Annotated in this window: 24 protein-coding genes; 13 read left to right on the plus strand and 11 right to left on the minus strand. The window is 69.7% G+C overall.

Annotation, left to right across the window (positions count from 1 at the left end):
- Positions 1 to 23 precede the first annotated feature (23 nt).
- Positions 24 to 1343 carry a cryptochrome/photolyase family protein gene (locus IU476_RS21000; protein ID WP_195102520.1) on the plus strand — a complete coding sequence of 440 codons (1320 nt, stop codon included), beginning with the start codon at positions 24 to 26 and terminating at the stop codon, positions 1341 to 1343.
- Positions 1344 to 1410: 67 nt separating this feature from the next.
- Here the strand turns inward: IU476_RS21000 and puuE are convergent, their stop codons facing one another.
- From puuE to IU476_RS21035, 7 genes are all read right to left on the minus strand, one after another.
- Positions 1411 to 2325 (minus strand): allantoinase PuuE, encoded by a 915-nt coding sequence (puuE, locus tag IU476_RS21005; protein WP_195102522.1) that lies wholly within the window; start codon positions 2323 to 2325, stop codon positions 1411 to 1413.
- Between the two features lie 28 nt (positions 2326 to 2353).
- On the minus strand, positions 2354 to 3430 hold the full coding sequence (gene alc / locus IU476_RS21010; RefSeq protein WP_195102523.1) for an allantoicase: 1077 nt from the start codon (positions 3428 to 3430) through the stop codon (positions 2354 to 2356).
- Positions 3427 to 4641, minus strand: coding sequence for a DUF6986 family protein (locus tag IU476_RS21015; protein WP_195102525.1), 1215 nt, complete (start codon positions 4639 to 4641; stop codon positions 3427 to 3429). The genes alc and IU476_RS21015 overlap by 4 nt, the downstream gene beginning before the upstream one ends.
- A gap of 205 nt (positions 4642 to 4846) precedes the next feature.
- Positions 4847 to 5587 carry an aspartate/glutamate racemase family protein gene (locus tag IU476_RS21020; RefSeq protein WP_195102527.1) on the minus strand — a complete coding sequence of 247 codons (741 nt, stop codon included), beginning with the start codon at positions 5585 to 5587 and terminating at the stop codon, positions 4847 to 4849.
- Between the two features lie 5 nt (positions 5588 to 5592).
- Positions 5593 to 7134, minus strand: coding sequence for an NCS1 family nucleobase:cation symporter-1 (locus tag IU476_RS21025; protein WP_438944044.1), 1542 nt, complete (start codon positions 7132 to 7134; stop codon positions 5593 to 5595).
- 82 nt (positions 7135 to 7216) lie between these two features.
- The gene (locus tag IU476_RS21030; RefSeq protein WP_195102529.1) at positions 7217 to 7951 is read right to left on the minus strand and encodes a GntR family transcriptional regulator; all 735 of its coding nucleotides are present in this window, start codon (positions 7949 to 7951) and stop codon (positions 7217 to 7219) included.
- 23 nt (positions 7952 to 7974) lie between these two features.
- A complete protein-coding gene (locus IU476_RS21035; protein ID WP_195102530.1) occupies positions 7975 to 8313 on the minus strand; it encodes a DeoR family transcriptional regulator in 339 nt (112 codons plus the stop codon).
- A gap of 113 nt (positions 8314 to 8426) precedes the next feature.
- On the opposite strand from IU476_RS21035, the gene IU476_RS21040 reads away from it, so the two are divergent.
- Both IU476_RS21040 and IU476_RS21045 read left to right on the plus strand, forming a co-directional pair.
- Positions 8427 to 8879 (plus strand): flavodoxin family protein, encoded by a 453-nt coding sequence (locus tag IU476_RS21040; protein ID WP_195102531.1) that lies wholly within the window; start codon positions 8427 to 8429, stop codon positions 8877 to 8879.
- Between the two features lie 837 nt (positions 8880 to 9716).
- A complete protein-coding gene (locus IU476_RS21045; protein ID WP_195102532.1) occupies positions 9717 to 10415 on the plus strand; it encodes a hypothetical protein in 699 nt (232 codons plus the stop codon).
- Between the two features lie 24 nt (positions 10416 to 10439).
- Here IU476_RS21045 and IU476_RS21050 read toward each other — a convergent pair whose 3' ends face one another.
- From IU476_RS21050 to IU476_RS21060, 3 genes are read right to left on the minus strand one after another with little or no spacing between them, the layout of a single operon-like run.
- The gene (locus IU476_RS21050; RefSeq protein WP_195102533.1) at positions 10440 to 11279 is read right to left on the minus strand and encodes a helix-turn-helix domain-containing protein; all 840 of its coding nucleotides are present in this window, start codon (positions 11277 to 11279) and stop codon (positions 10440 to 10442) included.
- Entirely contained in the window at positions 11276 to 11827 is a 552-nt protein-coding gene (locus IU476_RS21055; protein WP_195102535.1) for a DUF6879 family protein, read from the minus strand. The genes IU476_RS21050 and IU476_RS21055 overlap by 4 nt, the downstream gene beginning before the upstream one ends.
- Positions 11827 to 12123, minus strand: coding sequence for a hypothetical protein (locus IU476_RS21060; protein ID WP_195102536.1), 297 nt, complete (start codon positions 12121 to 12123; stop codon positions 11827 to 11829). The genes IU476_RS21055 and IU476_RS21060 overlap by 1 nt, the downstream gene beginning before the upstream one ends.
- A 203-nt stretch (positions 12124 to 12326) precedes the next feature.
- On the opposite strand from IU476_RS21060, the gene IU476_RS21065 reads away from it, so the two are divergent.
- The 4 genes from IU476_RS21065 to IU476_RS21080 all read left to right on the plus strand — a co-directional run bounded on the left by IU476_RS21065 (position 12327) and on the right by IU476_RS21080 (position 16110).
- Positions 12327 to 12542: a hypothetical protein gene (locus tag IU476_RS21065; protein ID WP_195102537.1), complete on the plus strand. Its 216-nt coding sequence runs from the start codon at positions 12327 to 12329 to the stop codon at positions 12540 to 12542.
- A 565-nt stretch (positions 12543 to 13107) separates the two neighbouring features.
- The gene (locus IU476_RS21070; RefSeq protein ID WP_324194167.1) at positions 13108 to 13803 is read left to right on the plus strand and encodes a response regulator transcription factor; all 696 of its coding nucleotides are present in this window, start codon (positions 13108 to 13110) and stop codon (positions 13801 to 13803) included.
- Positions 13804 to 13817: 14 nt separating this feature from the next.
- Positions 13818 to 15080: a sensor histidine kinase gene (locus IU476_RS21075; protein ID WP_228823981.1), complete on the plus strand. Its 1263-nt coding sequence runs from the start codon at positions 13818 to 13820 to the stop codon at positions 15078 to 15080.
- Positions 15067 to 16110, plus strand: coding sequence for a DUF8320 family protein (locus IU476_RS21080; protein ID WP_195102541.1), 1044 nt, complete (start codon positions 15067 to 15069; stop codon positions 16108 to 16110). Before IU476_RS21075 ends, IU476_RS21080 begins: the two co-directional genes overlap by 14 nt.
- A 3-nt stretch (positions 16111 to 16113) precedes the next feature.
- Here IU476_RS21080 and IU476_RS21085 read toward each other — a convergent pair whose 3' ends face one another.
- Positions 16114 to 16563, minus strand: a complete 450-nt coding sequence (locus IU476_RS21085; RefSeq protein WP_195102542.1) for a hypothetical protein — start codon at positions 16561 to 16563, stop codon at positions 16114 to 16116.
- A 148-nt stretch (positions 16564 to 16711) separates the two neighbouring features.
- On the opposite strand from IU476_RS21085, the gene dapA reads away from it, so the two are divergent.
- From dapA to IU476_RS21115, 6 genes are all read left to right on the plus strand, one after another.
- Positions 16712 to 17620 (plus strand): 4-hydroxy-tetrahydrodipicolinate synthase, encoded by a 909-nt coding sequence (gene dapA / locus IU476_RS21090; protein WP_195102543.1) that lies wholly within the window; start codon positions 16712 to 16714, stop codon positions 17618 to 17620.
- Complete coding sequence (locus tag IU476_RS21095; RefSeq protein WP_195102544.1) at positions 17617 to 19680, plus strand: ribonuclease J; 2064 nt, start codon at positions 17617 to 17619, stop codon at positions 19678 to 19680. Before dapA ends, IU476_RS21095 begins: the two co-directional genes overlap by 4 nt.
- A 54-nt stretch (positions 19681 to 19734) precedes the next feature.
- Positions 19735 to 20358: a TIGR03085 family metal-binding protein gene (locus tag IU476_RS21100; RefSeq protein WP_195102546.1), complete on the plus strand. Its 624-nt coding sequence runs from the start codon at positions 19735 to 19737 to the stop codon at positions 20356 to 20358.
- Between the two features lie 367 nt (positions 20359 to 20725).
- Positions 20726 to 23338 carry a DNA translocase FtsK gene (locus tag IU476_RS21105; RefSeq protein WP_195102548.1) on the plus strand — a complete coding sequence of 871 codons (2613 nt, stop codon included), beginning with the start codon at positions 20726 to 20728 and terminating at the stop codon, positions 23336 to 23338.
- A gap of 105 nt (positions 23339 to 23443) precedes the next feature.
- Entirely contained in the window at positions 23444 to 24496 is a 1053-nt protein-coding gene (locus IU476_RS21110) for a mechanosensitive ion channel family protein (RefSeq protein ID WP_195102551.1), read from the plus strand.
- A 204-nt stretch (positions 24497 to 24700) separates the two neighbouring features.
- Complete coding sequence (locus tag IU476_RS21115; protein ID WP_195102554.1) at positions 24701 to 24979, plus strand: hypothetical protein; 279 nt, start codon at positions 24701 to 24703, stop codon at positions 24977 to 24979.
- The last annotated feature ends 4 nt before the right edge of the window (positions 24980 to 24983 follow it).

A 24983-nucleotide genomic window follows, 5' to 3' on the forward strand; every position in this document is an offset into this window, starting at 1 on the left:
CGCGTCGGTCCGGGAGGTCTGCGGTGACCGTGACGATCGCCCTGTTCACCCGCGACCTGCGCGTGCACGACAATCCGGTGCTCACCGCGGCGCAGCGGGAGGGCGACTCGGTGGTGCCGCTGTTCGTCGTCGACGACGGGATCGTCGCCGAGCGGGCCTCGGCCAACCGCGCCCGCTTCCTGTCCGCCGCCCTCGCCGAGCTGGACGACGAATTGCGTTCGGCGGGCGGGCATTTGGTGATCCGCCACGGCGAGGTGGTGACCGCGGTGGACCGGGTGGCCGCCGAGGCGCGCGCGGACAGCGTGCACATCGCCGACGACGTGAGCTGGTACAGCCACCGCCGCGCGGACGCGCTGCGCGAGCGGCTGGCGCGCCGGAACTGCGCGTTGCGCGTGCACCCCGCCTCGATCACGGCCGTCGACCCGTCCGAACTGTCCCCGGCGACGGGCCGCGACCATTTCGCCGTGTTCACGCCCTACTACCGGCGCTGGCTCGAGGTGCCGCTGCGTCGCCCGCTGCCCAAGCCCGAGCGGCTGGCGGTGCCCCGGCTGGACAGCGACCCGCTGCCGAAGTTCGAGAAGACCGCCGCCGCGGTGTCACCCGAACTGTCCGTCGGCGGCGAGACCACCGCGCGAAAGCTGTTGCGTGCCTGGGTGTCCCGTCCGATTCGCGACTACGCCACCGAGTCCGACAGCCTGGCCGCCGACGCCACCTCGCGCCTGTCGCCCTACCTGCACTTCGGCTGCCTGTCGCCGACCGAGGTCCTGGCGCGCGCCGACGTGTCCAGTCCCGGAGGCGAGGCCTTCGCCCGGCAGGTGGCCTGGCGCGACTTCAATCATCAGCTGCTCGCCGCCCGGCCCGCCGCGAGCTGGCGCGACTACCACCCCGGCCGCCGCCGCTGGCGGGACGACGCCGACTCGATCGAGGCGTGGCGCACCGCCCGGACCGGCTATCCCGTGATCGACGCGGCCATGCGCCAGCTGCACGCCGAGGGCTGGATGCACGGCCGCGCCCGGTTGATCGCGGCCAGTTTCCTGACCAAGACGCTGGGCGTGGACTGGCGGGTCGGGGCGGAGCATTTCCTGCGGTGGCTGGTCGACGCCGATATCGCGAACAACCAGCTGAACTGGCAGTGGGCGGCCGGCACCGGCACCGACACCCGGCCCAATCGGGTGCTCAACCCGCTGCGGCAGGCCGACCGCCACGACCCCGACGGCGAGTACGTCCGGCGCTGGATCCCGGAACTCGCGGATCTGAAGGGCGGCGACGTGCACCGCCCGTGGCGCGCCGACATCCCGCAGGACGTCTATCCGGCTCCGATCGTCGAGGTCAAGGGCATGTGACGGGCGACGGCGGGCACGCCGCCGTCGGTCCTCGTCCCGTCGAGCTAGAGCGTGACGTCACCGAATCTCACTGCGGCGGATGAACTTTCGACCAGTGCTCGGCGATGTCGATGCGGCGCGCCGTCCACACCCGCTCGTGCGACTGCACGTAGTCCAGGAAGCGCCCGAGCGCCGCGGCCCGGGCCGGACGCCCGGCCAGCCGGCAGTGCAGGCCCACCGACAGCATCTTCGGCGCGCCCGCCCGGCCTTCCGCGTAGAGCACGTCGAAGGCGTCCTTCAGGTAGGTGAAGAACTCCTCGCCGTTGGCGAATCCGGCGGGGGAGGAGAACCGCATGTCGTTGGCCTCCAACGTATACGGCACCACCAGATGGTCGCGGTCGCGCACGCGCACCCAGTACGGCAGGTCGTCGGCGTAGGAGTCCGAGTCGTAGGTGAAGCCGCCGTGTTCGACCACCAGCTCCCGCGTCTGCGGCGAGTCGCGTCCGGTATACCAGCCGCGCGGCGGCGCGCCGAACAGCTCGGTGACGATCCGCACCGCCTCTGCCATATGCTCGCGCTCGGTCTCCGGATCGACGAGTTGGTAAGAGATCCAACGCAATCCGTGGCAGGCGATCTCGTAGTCGAGGCGCTTGAACGCCGCCACCGCTTCCGGATTGCGTTCCAGCGCCCGGGCCACGCCGAAGACGGTGAGCGGGATGCCGCGGCTCTCGAACGCCCGCAGCACCCGCCACAGCCCGGCGCGCGAACCGTACTCGTAGAGCGTCTCCATGCTCAGGTGTCGATTCGGAAAGGCTTGTGCCGGAACGATGTCCGACAGGAACGTCTCCGAGCCCGCGTCGCCGTCGAGGACGCAGTTCTCGCCGCCCTCCTCGTAGTTGAGCACGAACTGCACGGCGATGTGGGCGTCGCCGGGCCAGTGCGGATGCGGCGGATGCGCGCCGTAGCCGACCATGTCGCGGGGATAGACGTCGGAAATGCTCATGCCGCAACCCCTTTCGTGAAACCCACCGTCACTGCCGCCCGTCGCGCAGCCGGTCCAGCGCGTCGTCGGCGAGCGCCCCGAACAGCGGCTCGGCCGCCAGCTGCGCCCGCGCGCTCTCGGTGAGCGTGCCGTAGACGCGCAGCCGCGCGAAGCCGCCGTCGGGGTAGACGTCCAGCCGGACCTCGGTGACGGGCTCGGCCACGTCGATCGGGAAGTGGTGGCGCGTATCGGGTTGCAGCGTGGTGCGCGGCAGCAGTTCGACCTCGCCGCCGTCGGCGCGGCGGCCGGTGAGCCGGGCCGCGCCGGGGCTGTTGAACAGGAAGTAGGAGGTGTCGATCTCGACGGTGTCGAGTACGCCCTCCCCGGCCAGCCGCACCTGCACCCAGTCGTTGCCGCCGCCGCGCCGCCGTGCGGTCTCCCAGCCCTCGCCCATGATCCGGGGACGGTCGGGCAGCAGCAGATTCTGCGGCGAGGAGTAGAAGCGGTTGGAGCAGTCGGTCACCCGGCCGCCGTTCTCCAGCGCCGCCAGATCGAATCGGCCCGAACCCAGCCGTCGCAGATCGGGTTTCGCCTCGCCGTGCACGCGCAGGCGGGCCACTCCGCCGTCGGGGTACATGCGCAGCCGCACGTGGGTGAAGCGCCGCTCGGAGTCGACGGTGAACGCGTTGGCGGCGTCGCCCTCCACCTTGGCGCGCGCCACGATCGGAACCCAACCCGGGCGGGCGGCGATCTCGTCGGCGGGCGGATAGCCCTCGACCGCGATCGCCTCCACCGAGATCTCCGGCGGATAGTTGCCCTTGAACCACGCGGTGTCGACGACGACGCCGCGGATCACGCCGGGCACGCCGAGTCGCACCACCGCCTCGTCGCAGTCGTCGTCGGCCGGTGCCTCGCCGCCGGGCCGTCGCCGCCGCCTGGTCTCCCAGCCGTCGTAGACCTTGCCCTTGTGCCCGAAGCTCTCCGCCGAGAACGAAGAGGGCTCGGGGCGGATCAGATTCTCCTTCTCCGCGAAGGATTCGTCATTGGCCCACACGACGGCGCCGCCGAGGGAACGCACGGCCAGATCGGGCAGCAGGGTGAACGCGGACTCGTTTCCGGTACTCACGGGGTCGGCAGTTTCCTTTCTCGCAACAGGGTGAGGACGTCGACGGTGGCGGCCGGAGCCAGTGCCGTGACGTCGCCGGGGTCGAAGGCGCCGCACTCCAGGCCCCGCAGCGCGACCGTGGCGAGGGCCTGCGCGGTCGCCGGTTCGTCGACGACCGCGCCGCCCTGACGCTGCAGATAGCGGTCGATGCGCGGTGCGGCGGCGGTCAGTGCGCCGCGGAAGAACCGGTAGGTCGCCAGCCAGCGGGTGACCAGATGGCCGGGGTGCATGTCCCAGCCCTGGTAGTACCCGCGTTCCAGCGAGCGGGTGACCAGCCGGAAATGCCGTGCGACGGCCGTGGCGACCTCCTCGTCGGTGCCGATCGGCGCGACCTGCGTGGAGCCGTCGCACACCCACACCCCGGTCTGCGCGGCGGCCGCCTGCATCACCGCTTTGGCGTGGTCGGCGACCGGGTGTTCGAGCGACTGGAATTGCGGGGAGATTCCGCACGCGGCACTGTAATCGTAAGTGCCGTAATGTAATCCGCTACAGCGGCCGGCGCTGAGCTGGATCGCGCGGGCGACGGTGGCGGTGCCGTCGGCCGCGATCACCGCCTGCGGGCTCTCGATCTGAAGCTCGAAACGCAAAGCGCCCGCAGGCAGTCCGTGGGCGGTCTCCAACGCCTCGCACACCCGCACCGCGAGGGCGGCCTGTTCGGCGGCGCGAACCTTGGGGACGGTGAACACGAAACCGTCCGGCACGCCGCCCGCGCCGTCGAGGACGCGCTCCAGAGTGCCTATCGCGCGGCGGAATTCGGTGCCGGTGAGTCCCTTGATACGGATGCCCCGGGAGAACACCGACGCGGGCAGCGTCGCGAGGATTCGCCCGGCCCGCAGCGCATCCCGGTCCTCGACCTCGTCGCCACGGGTGCCGTAGCCGTCCTCGAAGTCCAGGCGCAGATCCTGAACGGGCCGGTGCGACAGCGTCTCCCGAACCCGGGAAAGCGCCTCCACGCCGCCCAGCTCGGTCAGCAGTTCGGGGTGCCGATCGGCCAATTCCGTTGCCGCCGCACCCCATTCGTGCGGCAGCTCCTTGGTGGCGTCGGCGGCCGACACGTAGGCGGTGTGCACGGGCTGCCCGTGCCGGTCACCGGGATAATGCCGGGCCAGCTCGGCATCCACGCCCCGCAGCCGATCCGCCAAAGCGTTCAGGAAGTCCGGTGGCAGACTCACCCCCGCACCTCCTCGGCAGCCGGTCCCGAGGTGCCACACTTCGTCGACAGACTCATTCCCGCACCTCCTCGGCAGCCGGTCTCGAGGTGCCGGGTTCCGTTGGCAGGCTCACCCCGCCTCCCCTCAGCCGGTCCCGCGATGCCGTACCCGGTCGGCTCCGAGCGTAGCCGCGCGTTGCGGGTGGCCGGTTGGAGACAGCACCGGCTCACGAGCCCGCCCCGTCGGTGCCGAACTCCGCCAGCAGACCGGTGTAGTGCTTGGGGAGCGGGGCCGCGAACTCGCCGCGCCCGGATTTGCGCAGGCCCAGGGTGACCAGGGACTGCACCCACAGCGTGGCCGCCGCGACGCCGTCGACGACCGGCACCCCGGTCTCCTCGGTGAGGTAGTCGCACAGGTCCGCCATGCCCGCGCAGCCGAGCACGATCGCGTCGGACCCGTCGGCGGCCACCGCGGCGCGGCAGGCGTCGGCGATCACGCGCCGCACCTTCGGGTCCTCGAGTTCCAGCACGGGGATGTCGGTGGCGTGGATGCCGAGGCAGAACCGTTGCATGCCATAGCGTTCCGCCAGATCCTCGGCCTGCCCCACGGTGCGGGCCAAGGTGGTGACCACGCTGAATCCCCTGCCCAGATGGCTCGCGGCGTGCATGGCGGCCTCGGCGATGCCGATCACCGGGCCGCGCGCCCGCTCCCGCGCCGCATACAACCCGGGGTCCCCGAAGCACGCGATGACGTAGCCGTCCACGCCCTCGGCCTCGCCGCGCGCGATCTCGGTCAGCAGGCCCGGCACCGCCAGCGCCTCGTCGTAGTGGCTCTCGATGGAGGCGGGTCCCATGGTCGAGGTGACCGACTCCACCTGGGTGCCGGGCGCGGCGACCGCCTGCGCGCTCTGGTCGATGACCGCCGTCATGGCGGCCGTCGTGTTCGGGTTGATTACGCGAATTCGCATGGTCCTCAACGGGTCTCGGAGGGAACGGGGACGGGCAGCCGGAACCGGCCGCGGGTGGCGAGCACGCGGTAGCACAGCAGGCCGAGCGCGCAGCCGATGAACCAGCTGTACTGCGCGGCGGTGTACATGCCGGTGAGGTGGCCGGCGGTCAGCACCGGGACCATCGCGGCGACCGCGCCGATCGCCGTCGCGAGGACGGCGGCCGGGTTGTAGCCCTTGCGATACCAGTAGGTGCCGCCGGTGGACATCGTGAACAGGTCGTCGACCACCACGTGCTGCTTGCGCACCAGGTAGTAGTCGGCGATCAGCACACCGAACAGCGGGCCGATGAAGGCGCCGAGGGTCTCCAGCGTGTAGTGGATGACCTCGGGGTTGTTGTAGAGGTTCCACGGCGTGATCACCAGCGAGCCCACCGCGGCGATCATGCCGCCGGCCCGCCAGCTGACCTTCTGCGGGTTCACGTTCGAGAAGTCGAACGCGGGCGAGACGAAGTTGGCGACGATATTGATGCCGATGGTGGCGACGGCGAAGGTCAGCGCGCCCAGCACGATGGCGAAGGTGCTGTCGATGCGGGCGACCGTCTGCACCGGATCGGTGATGAGCTCGCCGTACACCGGCACCGTCAGCGACGCGGTGACGACCACGAGCAGCGAGAACACCAGGAAGTTCACCGGCAGTCCGAGCAGGTTGGCCCGCTTGACCGCGCCGAACGAGCGGGCGTAGCGGGAGAAGTCGCCGAAGTTCAGCATCGGCCCGGAGAAGTAGGACACCACCAGCGCGATCGCGCCCAGCATCACCGGCACCGCCGACCAGCCGTGGTGGGTGACCGTGGACAGGTTCAGGTCGATCGCGCCCCAGCCCGCCTTGGCGATCAGGTAGCCGCACAGCGCGAACATGACGACGTAGACGGCCGGGCCGCAGAAGTCGATGAACTTGCGGATCGACTCCATCCCGCGCCAGAACACGCACGCCTGCAACACCCACAGCGTCAGGTAACTGCCCCAGCCCAGCGCCGACAGGCCGAGGAAGCCGTAGTCCCCGACGACCGCGTACGGCGCCAGCCCCGGAAACAGCTTGACCAGCACCACGTCCAGGGCGGCGGAGGCCAGGAAGGTCTGGATGCCGTACCACGCCACCGCGATCAGCCCGCGGATGATCGCGGGAATGTTGGCGCCCAGCACCCCGAACGCGCTGCGGCAGATGACCGGGTAGGGCACGCCGGTGCGCTGGCTCGGCTTGGCGACCAGATTGCAGAACACGTTGACGATGACGATGCCCACCACCAGCGCCACCAGCACCTGCCAGCTGGCCAGTCCGAGCGCGAACAGGCTGCCCGCGGTGACGTAGCCGCCGACGCTGTGCACGTCCGACATCCAGAACGCGAAGATGTTGTAGACGCCCCAGGTCTGGGTGCGCAGCGGGGCCAGGTCCTCGTTGGTGAGGCGGGGGTCGTAGTCGGGATTCGTGGCGGTGCCCGGGGCGGCGGGAGGAGATACCTGCAAGCCCGTCGCGAGCGCCGGTGCGGCGGCTTCGGTCATGTCGCACATCCGATCGATCTGTCCCGCGGCCGCGGGTGAAACGTGATTCGGACGACGTTAACGAGCCGGTATTGCCTGCTTGTTGCGAGAACTATATATCTTCCGGCGCGGCCGGATCGGCGAAGAGCCCGGTATCGGTCGGCAATCCGGAGACCACGTCGTTGAGCCGGGCGTGGTGCTGTTCGGTGGCCGCCAGCAGCGTCTCGGCATCCCCGGCGAGGAAGGCGGCGAGCTGGCGGCTGTGGTCGGCGTGCAGCACGGCCCGCTCGGCGGTGCTCACGTGCACCATCGGCTGCACGGGTTCGGTGATGTTCCAGGCGTATTCGAGCATGTGCACCAGGCGGGCCATGCCGGACGGGCGGGTCAGCGCGAGGTGGAAGGTGCGGGTCTCGCGGTGGTAGGCGGACGGGTCGTCGTCGAGCACCGCCTGTTCCAGCCGGGCGTGCGACTCGGCGGCGGCGCGGTGGTCGTCGGGGCCGGCCCGCTGTACCGCGGCGGCGAGCGCGGCCGCTTCCAGTTGCTCCCGCACCACGTAGAGTTCGCGCAGCTCGGCGGCGGTCAGGCGGGTGACGGTGTAGCCGAAGTTGGTCCGGTGCTCGACCAGCCCCTCGCCGATCAGCGTCTGCAGCGACTCGCGCACCGGAATCGCGCTGACCTCGAAGCGCTGCGCGAACTCGCGCAGCGGCAGCCCGGCGCCCGGCGGCAGGTGGCCCTCGAGGATCAGCCGGCGCAGCTCGGCCAGGATCTCCGGCTGGAGGTAGCCGCGGCGGGGATCCGCGGGCGGCGTCAGCTCCGGCAGCCGGGGGAGTCGGGGACGGGAGGGCACGTCGGTACGGTATCGGCTCGCGGTCAGGGAACTATCGCGTAGACCCGCACGACGAATCCGGATTCCGGCGCGCCCGAGGGATTGGCGATGTAGAGCCCGCGGCGCGACAACGACTCCCGCTCGCGCGGCACCGCCGACCTCGAACCGGAGACGAGATTCGACAGCACCGGCTGGTCGTAATTGGCCCGGACATCCACCATCACCGTGAATCTGATGGGCGCGCTGTCGGGTTCGGTCCGCCACACCAGCTCGCGAGTCCCCTCCGGCACCTCTCCCAGCGAGAAGTTCGCACTCGCCCGGCCCTTCTGCCCGGACCGCGGATGAGAATCCGACCGAACCTCGGCAACCAAGACCTCACCCATTGCTCGTCTCCCTCACACGTGACCGACGGCTCAGCGGCTCGACTCTATCAACGCAACCCGCCCTCGCACCGACTTCGAACCCACCACGCCGCGTCCGCGATACCCTCGGCGGCGTGGCCAGACTCCTGATCATCCACCACACCCCGTCCCCCTTCACCCAAGCGATGTTCGAAGCAGTGGTGTCCGGCGCGACCGACCCGGAAATCGAGGGCGTGGAAGTCGTGCGCCGCGCCGCCCTGGCAGTAACCGCCCCCGACGTCCTGGAAGCCGACGGCTACCTCCTCGGCACCCCCGCCAACCTCGGCTACATCTCCGGCGCCCTCAAACACGCCTTCGACACCATCTACTACCCCTGCCTCGACTCCACCCGAGGCCGCCCTTTCGGCCTCTACCTCCACGGCAACGAAGGCACCGAGGGCGCGGAAAAGGGCGTCACCTCGATCACGACCGGGCTGGGGTGGGTGAAAGCCGCAGAGTACGTGGTGGTTTCGGGCAAACCCGAGAAGGCGCACCTTGAGAAGTGTTGGGAGCTAGGCGCAGTGGTTGCGGCGCAGCTCATGGGGTAGTGGGTCTCGACTCAGTCGCAGCCCCATTGCTCCACGAGCGACGCGTCTATCCGTTTCTAGCAGCGTTGCGTGCTGTGTGAGGTCATGCGTAGTACAGCAGTCATGGTCATCATCGTCAGATGGCACCGCCAAGGCGCAGCTGGCAGTCATCGACTAGATTGCACAGCTGGCTGAGAATCATGTCGGTGGCGGTCAAAACATCGTGTTCGGTACTCAACTTAGGCTCGCGAGATACACGCCGCACTCCAAGTTGCTCTCCGATAAATGGGATAAATGGCCGGTCAGGATGGGCGAAAATCGATGCGGAATTGCTATTCGCGACGCGATCGATCAGAACATGACTCAGCTCGTCAGTCTTAAGTTGTGGGCGAGGTTGAATTGAGTGAACAGATCATCGGCCAACACCCGACCCCCGCGCTCGTGACGCCACGCATTCTGGCCCTCCTTCTCCATGTCGAGGCGCAGCATCTCACGTACAGAGTCGAACTAGCGAAAAGACGTTAGCTGAGTAAAAGGGTGCAGGGTGATGGTAGGCCGGCAATCATCTCATGAAGCTGGAAGTGGCATTCGAATAGACGGGTTATGCGTCAACACAAGCGAGCATGGCCGGAGGTCAGCGTCCCAACCGTCGGGTGATGGCACCAGGCCATATTGGCGTCGCCGACGTGGCAAGTGCGTGAAGACGGCCAAGAGCGACTTCGAAGTGTGCGGGGACTCGCCGCGACCGTGGCGGCACAGTTTATGGACTGAGGCATGTACCACTGCCGGTTGGTTGTGCTCAGACGTTGTTGGCGCAGACCGCCGAACATGTCGGAGACAGCCTCTATGCTGCCCGGCATGAGCCTCCTGTCTGACTTCTTCACCCAACCCGGGTTTGGGTGGGGAGCCCTATTGGGAGCAGGTCTGGTCGGACCCATCATCGGGTCGTGGTCTCTCTTTGCGAGCGATAAACGGAAGGCCAAGCAGGAACACGCGGTGCTCGATCGCAAAGAGGGACGCGAGGACCAGCTACGCGAGCAGGAGACGGTCTTCGCCGCCGCTACCGAGTTTGCGGCGGAGTGCAGCGACGTACTGATGAACGCGGTGGATACCAAGGCCGTGTTCAACGCCATCCGTGACTTGCTCGTCGGCGCGGCGGGGAAGCCCGACCCGAAGGTTAACGCGAAGTTGGATGAGGCCGCCAAGCAGGCGGAGGCAACCAAGCGGATCACCACACCGCTCAACAAGCTCAAGATGGTTGGATCAGACAAACTCGTGGCGAGCGCTACGCGGGTGAGCACGGCAGTCTTGACCGTGCTACGCACCGTCACCGAGCCATTTGCGCAACAAGTGACGCTCAAGGCTGCTGCTGATGAGCTGAACACATTCATAAACGACTTCCGCGAAGAGTCCGGTCGGCAGCGCTACGAGACGTCGGACGCGGAGCGCGACGCGATGAGCTTCATGGAGACGTTGAAGAAGCAGGTAAATACTTACATGGAAGAGGCGAAGCGCGACATGAAAGCTGCGGGCTTCAAAACGACTCCTTGGGACTGACTACCTGAGAAGCCCGGCTGCCCGTCACGCCGCCCCCGTACGCCGTTCCAGCGCTCGCGTGATGAGGGCTCGGGCGGCGTCGTTGTAGGCGGCCTGTTCGGCGAGCACAGCGAAGGTTCTCTCGTGCAACGCGATCTCGGACGGGCGGGTGATGGTCAGCTCGGCGCTGACTGTCTCGGTGATTACCTGGGTTCGGTCGTACATGACGAAGTTCGTCGCCGGTGCGCGGTATTCGGCGTCCAGCGGGAGCACGCCGAGTCGAACGTTCGGGCGGTCCAGTTCGCTGAGTAGGTGTTCGAGTTGCGCGGCCATCACGGCGCTGTCCCCGACGGTGCGGTGTAGCCCGGCCTCGGCGATGAGGATGTGGAAGCGGTGCCCGCCGCGCTGGAGGACGCGTTGTCGGACCATCCGCATGGCTACGGCCTCGTCCAGGTCGTCGCGGCCTCCCGCGATGGCGATGCAGGCGCGCAGGACGGCCCGCGCGTAGTCCTCGGTCTGCAACAGACCGGGCAGAGTGTCGGGGGCGAACCAGCGGATGAGCCGTGTCCGACCTTCGAGCTTGATGGACTGGCGCTGGCGGTGCGCGTGCCCGGCGGCGACGGTGCGCTGCCACTCCAGGTACATCGCGCGCAGGTTGCGCAGGCTCGCTACCAGGTCATCCAGGACGTTGCGAGCGCCGCACGCTTCGCACCAGTCGGCGAGGTCGGCTTCGGACGGTGCCTGCTTCCCGCGCTCGATGCGGCTGATCTTGGACGAGTGCCAGCCGCATCGAGCGGCGAGATCGACGCCGGACAGGTGGGCGGCTCGGCGCAGCTCCCGAAGGCGTGCGCCGAGCGCGGCCCGTGCGTCGTCGACAGCTCTCACGGCGCGTGCGCGTACTCACTATCGGCATATTGGGCGTGGTCGATTCCCTTCGGCCACAACGTCTCCCGTGCTCGCACGCACAGGCCGACGATTCCCGGATCGGTGGTGACGGACAGGCCCATGAACTCTCCTGTCTCGGCGAACGTCGTGAACGCCACCGTCTCGTCATCGAACAACCAGAAGTCATCGCCCGGCACCTCGGCCGGGTCGGCGAGGTGACGAGGCAGCCACCGGACCACCTCCCCGACCTCCACGTTGCCGTCGGTCTCGCTGAGCAACCACCGGGTGTAGGTCGAGTGCGGGACCGTGACCACGCGCAGCCGCTCCAAGGAGACGCCGCGCCCGGCGGTGGAGACCATCAAGTCGTCCCACGCCTTCCACGATTCCGGCTGTTCCTCCGGTTCGTAGGCTTCGCCGGCCTCCCAACGCCGCAACGCTTCGACTTCGTCGGCTACGCCGTAGGTGTCCTGCACCTCCAGGTGGAAGGCGTACCGGCGGGCCGCGCGGAACAGCGGCTCGAATACCTCGTCGCCGACGACGTGGAGCATCAGCGCACCACCACGGCCGTCTCATGGTCGGCGAGACGAAGCTGTGCGAGGACTTCGGCCGCGGTGACCTGTTCGCCGCTGACCAGCAGCCTGCCGGGTGCGTCGGTGGCCTCCACTGGCAGCGTCATACCCGGTTCCAGCCAATCGAGCAGGGCGTGAGGCACCAGAACAGTCCCGGTTCTGTCGGTGATGTCGCCTTGTACGACCAGCTCGCCGGTCTCGGCGGCATACACCGCCGGGCAGGTGCCGCTCTTGGAGCCGGAGCCGAGCAGGCGCAGTGTGAGGTGAGAGTGCATGGTGAGTCCGTCCTTTGCGATTGAGGCGAACGTGCCCCGCAATGATCGCCGTATTCGACTCGGGCTCACAAGGTCTCGCGCAAAGGCACGCAAAGTCATATCGGGTTGAGCCTGCACCCGCCCAGGATTCCTCTATGCCTGGCCGTCGAATGTTGTGAGCCCCGGCGGCCGGCTAAGCCACCAGCGAGACGACAGGGGATGAGATGGACGGCGGGCGCTACCTCCAGCACAGCGATGGGGCCTGGGAGATGGTCGGCGCGGACGGCTGGCCGATCCCGATGGCCGAATACGTAGAACGCCACGCCGACGTGGTGGCCGCCCTCGCGGCCGTGGACCGGACGCCGGTGGACGAACACCTGTTGATCGCAGTTCGCCGCGGCCTGCGATGCCTCCGGGGACCACGCCGGGCGGCGCGATGATCGTCCTCGGGTGGGCGGTCGCGGTCGGCCTCCCACTGGCAGTGCTGGTCGCCGCGATCTATTGGCCCGAGCGTGTCCCGCCTGAACAGTCTGTGCGGCGTATTCGGGAGCGAATCGAGCGAGAAGATGACCGCACCGGACACCAGCTGTGAAGAAGTCCGCTTGCAGCCCATTGAACTTGCGGCCCATTGAAGAAGCCCGCGCGCACCCCACTCGACAGCTCACGAATGTTGCCAGCTCCGCGCCAAACGATTGCCCCCAGTTCGGGGCCCGCCCCGGCCTGGACTGACGGAGCGGGGGAGCGAAGCGGAGGAGCGGAGGAGGGAAGGCCGGGGTAACAGGGCCCCGAACCCGCGACGCCGGAGGCGGCGCCGAGATTTCAGCCCCCGAACCGCGACGCCGGAGGCGGCGCCGAAAATCCAGCCCCCCGATTTCTGGTGGCTGACTCGGGGGCGGTCGTCCCGGCATACTCGACGAAAGTACGTTCCGGTGCCTGTTTGATATGTGCGCGCGGGTCGGTCGCCGGACGAGGTGTTCGGGATTCTGGGAAGAGGTGAGGAGGGCCGTGGACGCGATACAGCAGGGGACGCCGGACCGACCGGTGGCGTCGCAGCCGCGCCGGATCGGACTCGTCGAGGACCACGAGTCGGTCGCGCTCGGTCTGGCCTCGATGCTGGCGGGGGAGGCCGATCTCGAGCTCGTGCTCACCGCGGGGACGGTGGGCGAATTGCTTTCCACCGCACCACAATTGGATCTGGTGGTGCTGGATCTGCGGTTGGCCGACGGCTCCACCCCGCAGGACAATGTGCGCGCGCTGCGTGATCGCGGGCTGGAGGTGCTGGTGTTCACCGGCGCCGACAATCCGTTCCTGGTGCGGTCGGCCGCGCGGGCGGGCGTGCTCGGCGTGGTGCGCAAATCCGAGGACGTGCAGACGGTGGTGTCGGCGGTGCGCGCGGCCGCTTCCGGCGAGCAGGTGGTTACCACCGACTGGGCCGCGGCCATCGACGGCGACCCGCAACTGTCCGATGTCGGACTCAGCCCGCGCCAGCAGGAGGTGCTCACGCTGTACGCGTCGGGGGAGAAGGCGTCGCGGGTGGCCCGGCTCACCGGGCTGTCGGAACAGACCGTCAACGACTACCTCGGCCGCATCCGCCAGAAGTACGCCGATGCCGGCCGGCCCGCGCCGACCAAGACCGACCTCTACAAGCGGGCGGTGGAGGACGGCTGGCTCCCGGTGCCCGAACGCCACCCCCGGGCATGATCGCTGCCGGTACGTTGGCAGCTCCGATCGTCCGGGCGGGACCGCTGGTGCGGGCGGGCACGTGGTGGCGCGGACACGCGGTGAGCGAGGACGCGGGCGCGGTGGCGTTCGACCGCATCGTGCGGCGGCTGGGTCTGTCGATGGGTCTCGGCGGTCTCATCATGGGCTTGGTCGACCTGCCCGAGATCCTCGCGCAGAGCAGGCACGCGCCCGGCTGGTGGGCGCCGGTGGCCGCGGCGCTGGTGTTCGGCGGGTTCCCCGTTCTGGCGGCGGTGTCGATTCGGTTGCGCCCCACCGTGATTCGCGCGGTCGCCGGGGTGATCGCGATCGGCTACCTGATTGGGGTGGCGACGCTGCCGTTCGCCCTCGAGACCCACACCGTGGATGCGGCGTCGCTGTGGCTGTACCGGATGCTGCCGCTGGGCATGCTGACCGCCGCGCTGGCCTGGCCGGTGCTGCTGTCGGCGGGGTATCTGCTGCTCGGCTCGGTGGCGGTGGCGCTGAGCAACATTTATCTGGTCGAGGAATTCACGGCCATGTCCGCGGTGAGCGCGTTCGCCCGCGCCTTCGGACTGTCGACCCTGCTGCTGTGGTGCGTGGTCAGCGCGCTGGGCGCCGCCGCGCGGGTGGACAGCGAATCCGCGCGGGCCAGCAGGCAGGCGGCCGCCGCGGCGGCCGCGTCCGCCCGCGACCACGAGCGCTCCCGATTCGCGGCGCTGATCCACGACGCCGTGCTGTCCACCCTCCTCGACGCCTCGCGCGGCAACGAGCGATCCGCGGTGCTGCGCCGCCAGGCCGAACGCACTCTCGAACAACTCGACGAGATCCGTGTCGCCGCCCGGGAACCGGACGTGCTCGACGCCCGCGCGGCGGTGATCTTCCTGCGCTCGGCGGTGCACGAGATCAACCCCGGCATCCGCTTCGCGACCCGGACCTGGCCCGGCTTCGACGATCTGCGCATGCCCGTGCACGCCGCCACGACCCTGGCCTCGGCGTTGGGCGAGGCGGTGCGCAACAGCCTGCGGCACGCGTCCGTGCCGGGCCGCACCGTGCGCCGCACCGTCACCTGCACCATCAGCGCGGGCAGCATCCGGCTGGTCTTCACCGACGACGGCACCGGTTTCGACGCGCGGCGGGTGCCGTCGGACCGGCTCGGCATCTCGGTGAGCATCCTGGGCCGCATGCGGCAGCTGGCCGGCGGCGCGGGCTTCGTGGAATCGCAGCCGGGGGAGGGGACGACGGTGACGCTGGTGTGGGGCGGCGATGGCGCGCACTGACTTCCGGGCCACCGGCGTCGCGGCGGGGTTCGGGCTGCGGGAGTTGCTCGGCCTGCGCGGCACGCCCGCGTGGTTGTTCCTGCTGATCCTGGAACTGACCATCGTGCTGTACATGTTGCGCAACCTGTCCGCGTCGCCGCTGTGGGCGGTGCTGGTGGCGCTGGCCGTGCAGGTGATCGCCGGGGCGCTGGTGCTGGTGGTGGCGACCGACCCGCTGCCCTGGCCGGAGACGGCGTACGTGGTCGCGGCCGGTCCGGCCGCCACGGTGCTGACGGTGGCGCACCTCGACGCCGCGCACGCGGGACACATGGTGTGGACGACGTTCGTCACCTCGTACGTGCTGGCGGTGCTGGTGCTGCGCGGGCGGCTGGGCGCGGCGTGGCTGGGCGTGGCCGGCGTGGTCGTGGTCGACGGCCTCACCGCGCTCCGGCTCGGCAACGCCGACGGCGCGATCTCGGCCGCACTGGTCCCGGTCGGCACGGTCACGGCCATCTCGGTGTTCGCGGTCATCATGCGTCCCACCCAGCGCACGCTGCGAATCCTGCGCGAGGAGGTGACCATCCGGGCCGCGGCCGAGGCGACCATGGCCGCCGCCGACGGTGAGCGCTTCCGCCAGCTGGCCCGGCTGGACCGGGTGGCCCGCCCGATCCTGGAACGCATCGCCGACGGCGCCGAACTCACCGCCGCCGAACGCGAGGAGTGCCGGTTGCTCGAGGCGGAACTGCGCGACGGCCTGCGCGCGCCGAAACTGGTGACCGAGGAACTCAGCGGCGCGGCGCGGGGCGCGCGCTCCCGGGGCGTCGAGGTGGTGCTGCTCGACGACGGGGGTTTCGCGGGCGCGCCGCAATGGGTGCGTCAGCGTGTGATCGACTCGGCGACAAGGGAATTGGACGCCGCCAACGGCGGCTCGATCACGGTGCGGGTGCTGCCAACCGGCCGCCGGGTGCTGGCGACGGTGCTCGCGAACGCCCCCGACCACGACCGCCGCACCGAGATCGACACCGACGGCAACATCTCGGTCTCGACCTAGGACTCAGTCGTCGCAGCGACCCGGCCCGCCCTTGCGCATCTGGTCGCGCAGCGCATCCTGCACGGTGGTCGACAGCCACGAGTTCAGCGACATCCCGCTCTGCGCCGCGGCCTGCTCGGCGCGCGATTTGATCTGGTCGACCAGGCGCAGCGTGACCCGGCTGATGTCGCCGGTCAGGTCCTCGAAGTTGGGTGCGTCGTCCATGCGCTGGTCGTTGGGCCGCACGTCGACGCGGGCGTCGGTGCCGTCCACGGAGACGTGCACGGTGCGATCACCGAGGCCCGCGCTGATCTCCGCGGCCAGCTCCGACAGCGCGGCGAGCAGCGTCAGCCGCGCGGAATTCTCGGTGGCGGCGGCCAGTGCGGCGGCCGTGGCCTGGGTCTTCTCGTCGCCGAGTGCGGCGGCGGCGACCAGGTCGTCGCGCAGGCGGTCGGTGTAGGTATTCAAATCCATGACACCAGTGTGACGCCATGTGTGGCGTCATTCAAGCGGCAATATGATGTCACGGTTGCTGTCGTGATGCTGGTGTGACGAGACTCCCGGCCCGCGGGAGGACGACGGGTGCCCAAGCGAGGGAGGCGACCGGGTAGCCTTGCTGACCATGACGAACGGTGAATCGACGCGAACAGGGCCGCGCGCGTCCGGCACGGTCGGTGTCGCGTTGGTGACCCCCTTCACGGCCGAGGGCAAGCTCGATGTCGACGCCGGTGTCGCCCTGGCGAGTCGCCTGGTGGACCGGGGTGTCGACCTGCTCGCCGTCTCCGGAACCACCGGCGAATCGCCGACCACCACCGAGTCGGAGAAGTTCGATCTGCTGCACGCCGTCGTCGAAGCCGTGGGCGACCGCGCCACGATCATCGCCGGGGCCGGAACCTACGACACCGCGCACAGCATCGAGCTGGCCCGCAGCGCCCAGCGCGCCGGGGCGCACGGCCTGTTGCTGGTGACCCCGTACTACTCGCGCCCGGCGCAGGAGGGCCTGCTGGCCCACTTCACCGCGGTCGCCGACGCCACCGAGCTGCCGGTGACGCTGTACGACATCCCGCCGCGCTCGGTGGTGCCGATCCTGCCCGAGACGATCCGCCGGCTCGCCGAGCACCCGCGCATCGTCGCGGTGAAGGACGCCAAGGGTGACCTGGGCGTCGGCGCGGAGCTGATCGCCGAGACGGGGCTGGAGTGGTACTCCGGCGACGACGTGCTGAATCTGCCGTGGTTGTCGGTCGGCGCCGTCGGCTACATCAGCGTCATCGGTCATCTCGTCCCCGAGCGGCTGGTCGCGTTGCGCGAGGCCTACAACTCCGGCGATGTGGTCGGCGCGCGCGAGATCCACGTGAGCATGCTGCCGCTGATGCGCTCGATGGCGCGGGTGGGCGGCGTCGCCATGGTCAAGTCGTCGCTGCGACTGCTCGGTGTCGACGTGGGCGAGCCGCGGTTGCCGCAGCTGATGCCCGAGGGGGAAGTACTGCATCTGATCGCCGCCGAACTGGAGGCCGCGGGAGTTTACGCATGAGTGATACGGAAGGCCGCCGCCCACGTCGCAGAGCCGCCAGCCGGGCCGCGGGCGCCCCCGCGCCCGTGCCCGAACCGGCTCCCACCCCCGCCGTTGCGCAGCAGACACCTGCCACGCCGGAGTCCGGCTCCACGCCCGATCCGGTCGCGCAGGAGGCGACGGCCGCCGCGCGCGAGGAGCGGCAGCTGGCCAAGGCTGCCGAGAAGGACGTGCGCGAGGCGGAAAAGTCTGCGCCACAGCGGGTTTCGGCGGAGTCGGGCAGATCCGACCGGCCCGACCGGCAGCGCCGCAATCGCGGCAGGCAAGGCAACCGCGGGCGCGCCGAGCAGGCACGTGGCCGCGCCGAACAGCTGCGCGCCGAACAGCCCGAGCCGCCCGCCGGTCCGGCCCCGCTGGGCTCGCCCACCGCGCCGCCGCCGCACGGCCTGCGGGTGTTCGCCCTCGGCGGCATCGGCGAAATCGGCCGCAACATGACGGGTTTCGAGTTCGACGGCAAGTTGCTGATCGTGGACTGCGGCGTGCTGTTCCCCGAGGACCAGCAACCCGGCGTCGACCTGATCCTGCCCGACTTCCGGCCCATCGAGGACCGGATGGACGAGGTGGCGGCCGTCGTGCTCACGCACGGTCACGAGGACCACATCGGCGCGGTGCCGTTCCTGCTGCGCCTGCGTCCCGACATCCCGGTCGTCGGTTCGAAGTTCACCCTCGCGCTGGTCGCCGCCAAGTGCCGCGAGCACCGGTTGCAGCCGAAGCTGATCGAGGTGACCGAGGGCGAGAAGACCACGCACGGCCCGTTCGAGTGCGAGTACTTCGCGGTCAACCACTCGATCCCGGACGCCATCGCGGTCGCCATCCGCACCCCGGCGGGCCTGGCCCTGCACACCGGCGACATCAAGCTGGACCAGCTGCCGCTCGACGGCCGGCTCACCGACCTCGCCGGGTTCTCCCGGCTCGGCGACGAGGGCGTGGACCTGTTCCTGGTCGACTCCACCAATGCCGAGGTGCCCGGTTTCGTGACGCCCGAGCGCGAGATCGGCCCGGTGCTCGACAGTGTGATCGGCAAGGCCACCGGGCGCGTCATCGTCGCCTCGTTCGCCAGCCACGTGCACCGCATCCAGCAGGTGGTCGACGTCGCGCAGCGCTACGGCCGGCGGGTGTGCTTCGTCGGCCGGTCCATGGTCCGCAACATGCAGATCGCGCAGGACCTGGGCTATCTCGATCTCCCCGACGGCTTGGTGGTCGATCTCGACCAGGCCGCCAACCTGCCGGTGCACAAGCTGGTGCTGATCTCGACCGGATCGCAGGGCGAGCCGCTCTCGGCGCTGTCGCGGATGGCGCGCGGTGACCACCGCCAGATCAACATCCGCGCCGACGACCTGGTGGTGCTCGCCTCCTCGCTGATCCCGGGCAACGAGAACGCGGTGTTCGCGGTGGTGAACGGCCTGGCCCGGCTCGGCGCGACGGTGGTCACCCAGCAGAGCGCGAAGGTGCACGTCTCGGGCCACGCCTCGGCGGGTGAGCTGCTGTACCTCTACAACGCGGTGCGCCCCACCAATGCCATGCCCGTGCACGGCGAATGGCGGCACCTGCGCGCCAACGCCGCGCTCGCCGTCGCCACCGGCGTGCCCGAGGACCGCGTCATGCTCGCCGAGAACGGCGTGGTGGTGGACCTGGTGGACGGGATCGCCTCGACCACGGGCCGCTTCCCGGTCGGCCAGGTGTACGTCGACGGCCTGTCGGTCGGCGACGTCGGCGAATCGACGCTGTCGGACCGCCTGATTCTGGGCGAGGGCGGTTTCATCGCGATCACCGTCGCCGTGGACGAGACCACCGGCAAGGCGGTGAGCGCGCCGGAGGTCAGCGGGCGCGGCTTCTCCGACGACCCGGGCGCGCTGGTCGAGGCGCAGGAGCTGGTCGAGGCCGAATTGCAGCGGCTGGCGGGCGAGGGCGTGACCGACACGCACCGCATCGCGCAGAGCGTGCGGCGGGTGGTCGGCCGCTGGGTCGCCGACACCTACCGACGCCGGCCGATGATCGTGCCGACGGTCCTCGGCGTCTAGGGGTGTGTCGGCGGCCACAGTGCCGTCGGCGTCGCGTCCGTTAGGCTCGCAAACATGAGTATGGCCCAACGGGAGCGGCGCGCGCTGGTCGTGACCATGACCGCCGCGGGCCCCGACGCACCGACCCTGTGCGGTACCTGGACGGTGCGCGAGCTGGCCGCGCACCTGGTGGTGCGCGAGCGCCGCCCCGACGCCGCGCCCGGCATCCTGCTGAAACCCTTTGCCGGGCACCTGGATTCGGTACAGAAGCGCGCCGCGCAGCGGCCTTTCACCGAGCTGCTGGAGCAGATCCGCACCGGCCCGCCGTGGTGGTCGCCGCTGTACCCGGTGGACGCCGTGGTCAACCTCACCGAGATGTTCGTCCATCACGAGGACGTGCGCCGCGGCGAACCGGGCTGGGAGCCACGGACTTTGAGCGACGTCGACGAGACGAAGCTGTGGAGCGCGGTGCGCCGCATGGCCCGCATGGCCTACCGCAAATCCCCGGTCACCGTCGTGCTCACCACCCCGGAGGGCGAGCGCGTCACGGCCCACAACGCGGGCGGCGACGCGGTGATCCTCACGGGCACCCCCTCCGAACTCCTCCTGCACGCCTTCGGCCGCAACGAGGTCCGCCTCGACGCCACGGGCTCCGACGAGGACATCAAGGCAGTCTTCGCCACCGACCGCAGCGTCTGAGCCCGCGGGGCGCGCTGGACAGAGGTGCGTTACGGCGTGCTCACCGGCCCCGCGTCGTTCCGGCATGCTTGCCCGCTTCGCGAATTCTGCCGTACTTCCCGCTCCGCGCTATTCCACCGTGGTTGCCCGCTCCGCGTCGTTCCGGCGTGCGCTTGGCCGAAATCCATCTGCTATTGCGGTGGATCCCGGCCAAATGCGTGCCGGGATGATCCGGGGCGGGCGTGCCGGGATGACCCGGGCGGGCGCGTCGGCACGCGCTTCGCGGCGACCGGAACCGGCCCGTGAGCGGCGGTCCCGGAGGGTGTGATGTTCATGGTGTGGGTGTTGCGGATGGTCTGGATGGGGCGGTTGCGGCTAGCCTGAGGCTATGGCAGGTAAGTCCCGCGGCACCACGACTCCACGTGCGCGGGCGGGATCGACCCGGGGGAGGGCTCCGGCGCGGTCTCGTTCCGCCGGTTCACGGACGGGGTCGACGCCACGCGGGTCGGCCACCCGGGGGCGCACCACCGCGGCGCGCCGTCCCGCCCCGCGGGCCCGCTCGAACACCGCGCCGCTGGCGGTCCTCGGCCGCGGGATCGGCAACGGGTGGTCGATGCTGGCGCGCGGCGTCGGCGCCACCACCCGGACCCTGAGCCGCGCGGGGGAGATCGAGCACGGGCACCGGCGCGACGGGATCGCGCTGGTGCTCATCGCGTTCAGCGTGATCATCGCAGCGGCGGTGTGGCTGGCGGCGGGCGGTCCGGTCGGGCACGCCGTGGACACCGCGATCCGCTGGATCACCGGATCCGCCTCGGCGGCGCTGCCGTTCGTGGCCGTGGCCGTCGCCGTCGTCCTGATGCGCACCGAGCCGCGCCCCGAGATCCGGCCGCGGCTCGTGCTCGGCGGGTTCCTCGTGGGCCTGCCCGTACTCGGCCTGTGGCACATCGCCGCGGGCGCGCCCACCGATCCGCACGGCCGCGCGCACGTCGCGGGCTTCGCCGGCTACGTCGTCGGCGGACCGCTGCGCGACGGGCTGACCGGCTGGCTGGCGGTGCCACTGTTGTTGATCGCCATGGTGTTCGGCGTGCTGCTGCTCACCGGCACCACCGTGCGCGAGGTCCCGCACCGGTTGCGCGAAGTGTTCGGCACCGCCGCCCGCGGCGACGAATACGATTCCTACGACGGGCAATACGGGCTCTACGACCCGGAAAACTATGACGCCGACGGCTTTCCGGTGCACCCGGGCAAGTCCCGTCGCCGCGGCCGCACCCCCGCCGAGAACTACCCCACCGACGAATTCGGCGGCTCCGACTCGGTCACCGAGGTGCTCGGCGAGCCGCCGCTGCGCGACGCCAAGGACATCGCCGAGACCGAGGCGGCCGCGTCCGAAAAGCCCGCGCCCAAGCCGAAACCCAAGAAGGCGCCCAAGGTCGTCGACCAGACCCCGGAGCCGCCCGCCCCGCAGCAACTGGAGTTCGTCACCGAACGCCAGGTCGAGGGCGACTACCAGCTGCCCCCGATGTCGCTGCTGATCGACGGCGACCCGCCCAAGCGCCGCAGCGCCGCCAACGAATCGATGATCGAGGCGATCACCGAGGTGCTGGTGCAGTTCAAGATCGACGCCGCGGTCACCGGATTCGTGCGCGGCCCGACCGTCACCCGCTACGAGGTGGAACTCGGCCCCGGCGTGAAGGTCGAGAAGATCACCGCGCTCGCCCGCAACATCGCCTACGCCGTGGCGACGGAGAACGTCCGGCTGCTGGCCCCGATCCCGGGCAAGTCCGCGGTCGGCATCGAGGTGCCCAACTCCGACCGCGAGCTGGTGCGCCTGGCCGACGTGCTCAAGGCGCCCTCGACGCGAAACGACCACCACCCCTTGCTGATCGGCCTCGGCAAGAACATCGAGGGCGAGTTCCTCGCCGCCAACCTGGCGAAGATGCCGCACCTGCTGGTGGCCGGTTCCACCGGTTCGGGTAAGTCGAGCTTCGTGAACTCGATGCTGGTGTCGCTGCTGCAACGCGCGACGCCCGACGAGGTGCGGATGATCCTCATCGACCCCAAGATGGTGGAACTCACGCCCTACGAAGGCATTCCGCACCTGATCACGCCCATCATCACCCAGCCCAAGAAGGCCGCCGCCGCGCTGGCCTGGCTGGTGGAGGAGATGGAGCAGCGCTACCAGGACATGCAGGCCAGCAAGGTCCGCCACATCGACGACTTCAACAAGAAGGTGAAGTCGGGCCAGATCACCACGCCGCTGGGCAGTGAGCGGGTGTACCGGCCCTACCCGTACATCCTCGCCATCGTCGACGAGCTGGCCGACCTGATGATGACCGCGCCCCGCGACGTCGAGGACGCGATCGTGCGCATCACCCAGAAGGCCCGCGCCGCAGGGATTCACCTGGTGCTGGCGACGCAGCGGCCCTCGGTGGACGTGGTCACCGGCCTCATCAAGACCAATGTGCCGTCCCGGCTGGCGTTCGCGACCTCCTCGCTGACCGACTCGCGGGTCATCCTGGACCAGCCGGGCGCGGAGAAGCTGATCGGCATGGGCGACGGCCTGTTCCTGCCCATGGGCGCGAACAAGCCGACCCGCCTGCAGGGCGCGTTCATCTCCGACGAGGAGATCCAGGGCGTCGTCGACTTCGCCAAGAACCAGGCCGAACCGGAGTACCAGGAGGGCGTCACCAGCGCCAAGACCGGCGAGAAGAAGGACGTCGATCCGGACATCGGCGACGACCTCGACCTGTTCGTGCAGGCCGTCGAGCTGGTGGTCACCTCGCAGTTCGGGTCCACCTCGATGCTGCAGCGCAAGCTGCGCGTCGGGTTCGCCAAGGCGGGTCGCCTGATGGACCTGATGGAGACCCGCAACGTGGTCGGGCCCAGCGAGGGCTCGAAAGCCCGTGACGTGCTGGTGAAACCGGACGAACTGGAGGGTCTGCTGTACTCGATCCGGGGCGGCGGCGACCTGCCGGCCGAGGAGCCCGACGCCGCGGAGTGAGTCCGTCGCGGCGTGTGAGTGAGTTCACCACCCGTGTCGATGCCCGGTTCCCGGGGTAGCGCCGGTGGAAAGCACTCGATCGTTCGTCGCAAGGAGTTGGACGCCTTGGAGGAGGTACTACGCCCGCTCATCGTGTTCGGCGCCACGCTCGCCGTCACGGTGGCATTCGGTGTACTGATCGACCGGCTGCTGTGCTACAGCGCGACCAGGAATCCGAAGACGCGATTACCGGGCTTGCTGCGCCGCGTGCAACCGCCGCTGCAGATCCTGTTGGCGACCGCGGGATTGCAGATCACCTACCCGCTCGCGGAACTGCGGCTGCGTCAGGACGCGGTGATCCGCAATGTGCTGGCCACCGCGGCGATCCTGGCGGCCGCCTGGCTCACCATCCGCGTCGTCGACGCCTTCGCCGAGAACACCCTGGACAACTACGCCAGCCGCACCGCCGACACCGCGCGGGTGCGCCGCCTGCACACCCAGCTCACGCTGGTGCGCCGGATCGTCACCAGCGTGCTCGCCGTGACGACCGCGGCCGTGGTGATGCTGCTGCTGTTCCCGAGCCTGCGCACGCTGGGCACCTCGCTGCTGGCCTCGGCCGGCATCATCGGCATCATCGCCGGTGTCGCGGCCCAGTCGACGCTCGGCAACATCATGGCCGGGCTCCAGATCGCCTTCGGTGACTCGGTGAAGATCGGCGACACGGTGGTGGTCGAGGGGGAGTGGGGCACGGTCGAGGAGATCACGCTGTCCTTCCTCACCGTGCGGATCTGGGACGACCGCCGGCTGACCATGCCGGTCTCGTACTTCAACAGCAAGCCCTACGAGAACTGGTCGCGCGGCGGCCCGCAGATCACCGGCACCGTGTTCCTGTATCTCGACCACAGCACGCCGGTGGCGGAGCTGCGCGAGCACCTGCACGAGTTCCTGAAGGAGCGCGCGGACTGGGACGGCCGCGATTGGAACCTGCTCGTCACCGACAGCACCCCGACGAGCATCGTGGTGCGCGCGTCCATGTCGGCCCGCAACGCCGACGACGTGTGGACGCTGCGCTGTGCGGTGCGCGAGGAACTGCTGGCGTGGTTGTGCGCCAACCATTCCCACGCGCTGCCGAAGATCCCCACCGAACTGGTCGGCCGGACGCCCGCGATGGCCGACTAGTCCGGCCGATCGGTCCGTCCCGCGACCCAAACCGGTTGGGGGCCTGCGCAACCCGCGAGATGAATCACACCGGCGGGTGGTTCCGTTTCGCCCGATTCCGCCCCGTGCGCACGGTATGATTGCCTCTGCCGTCGAACGCGTTCTGGCACTCATGGTTTCGCTGCAGGTCCGAGCTGGTTCCACCGACTTCGAAAGAGCAACTGCATGATTCTCGCGGCCGTTCACGACACTCTCCTCGCGCAGCTCGGGAACCCCACTCCGGAAACCCCGCCCGTCGCAGACAAACTGCTGAAACTAGTCCGCTACTTCACCTGGTTCGTCATCCTGTCCGGTGTGCTCGGCATCGTCTACGCGGGCGGCAAGTTCGCGTGGGAGAAGTCGATCGGCGGCGGCGGATCGCCGAAGATGGTGGTGGGGGCCATGATTGGGGGCATCCTCGCCACCAGCGCCGGCACCATCATGAACGCCGCCATCGGCAGCTGACGTC

Origin of the sequence: Nocardia blacklockiae, assembly GCF_015477355.1 — a bacterium.
In the GTDB taxonomy this organism is placed as follows: Bacteria; Actinomycetota; Actinomycetes; order Mycobacteriales; family Mycobacteriaceae; genus Nocardia; species Nocardia blacklockiae.

Excerpts from the sequence above, each read along its gene's own strand:
- puuE (WP_195102522.1), bottom strand. The coding sequence starts at position 2,325 with ATGAGCATTTCCGACGTCTATCCCCGCGACATGGTCGGCTACGGCGCG.
- IU476_RS21080 (WP_195102541.1), top strand. The coding sequence starts at position 15,067 with ATGGCGCGCACTGACTTCCGGGCCACCGGCGTCGCGGCGGGGTTCGGG.
- IU476_RS21060 (WP_195102536.1), bottom strand. The coding sequence starts at position 12,123 with ATGCACTCTCACCTCACACTGCGCCTGCTCGGCTCCGGCTCCAAGAGC.
- IU476_RS21065 (WP_195102537.1), top strand. The coding sequence starts at position 12,327 with ATGGACGGCGGGCGCTACCTCCAGCACAGCGATGGGGCCTGGGAGATG.
- IU476_RS21045 (WP_195102532.1), top strand. The coding sequence starts at position 9,717 with ATGAGCCTCCTGTCTGACTTCTTCACCCAACCCGGGTTTGGGTGGGGA.
- dapA (WP_195102543.1), top strand. The coding sequence starts at position 16,712 with ATGACGAACGGTGAATCGACGCGAACAGGGCCGCGCGCGTCCGGCACG.
- IU476_RS21035 (WP_195102530.1), bottom strand. The coding sequence starts at position 8,313 with ATGGGTGAGGTCTTGGTTGCCGAGGTTCGGTCGGATTCTCATCCGCGG.
- IU476_RS21095 (WP_195102544.1), top strand. The coding sequence starts at position 17,617 with ATGAGTGATACGGAAGGCCGCCGCCCACGTCGCAGAGCCGCCAGCCGG.
- IU476_RS21100 (WP_195102546.1), top strand. The coding sequence starts at position 19,735 with ATGAGTATGGCCCAACGGGAGCGGCGCGCGCTGGTCGTGACCATGACC.
- IU476_RS21105 (WP_195102548.1), top strand. The coding sequence starts at position 20,726 with ATGGCAGGTAAGTCCCGCGGCACCACGACTCCACGTGCGCGGGCGGGA.
- IU476_RS21020 (WP_195102527.1), bottom strand. The coding sequence starts at position 5,587 with ATGCGAATTCGCGTAATCAACCCGAACACGACGGCCGCCATGACGGCG.
- IU476_RS21115 (WP_195102554.1), top strand. The coding sequence starts at position 24,701 with ATGATTCTCGCGGCCGTTCACGACACTCTCCTCGCGCAGCTCGGGAAC.
- IU476_RS21055 (WP_195102535.1), bottom strand. The coding sequence starts at position 11,827 with ATGCTCCACGTCGTCGGCGACGAGGTATTCGAGCCGCTGTTCCGCGCG.
- IU476_RS21085 (WP_195102542.1), bottom strand. The coding sequence starts at position 16,563 with ATGGATTTGAATACCTACACCGACCGCCTGCGCGACGACCTGGTCGCC.
- IU476_RS21025 (WP_438944044.1), bottom strand. The coding sequence starts at position 7,134 with ATGTGCGACATGACCGAAGCCGCCGCACCGGCGCTCGCGACGGGCTTG.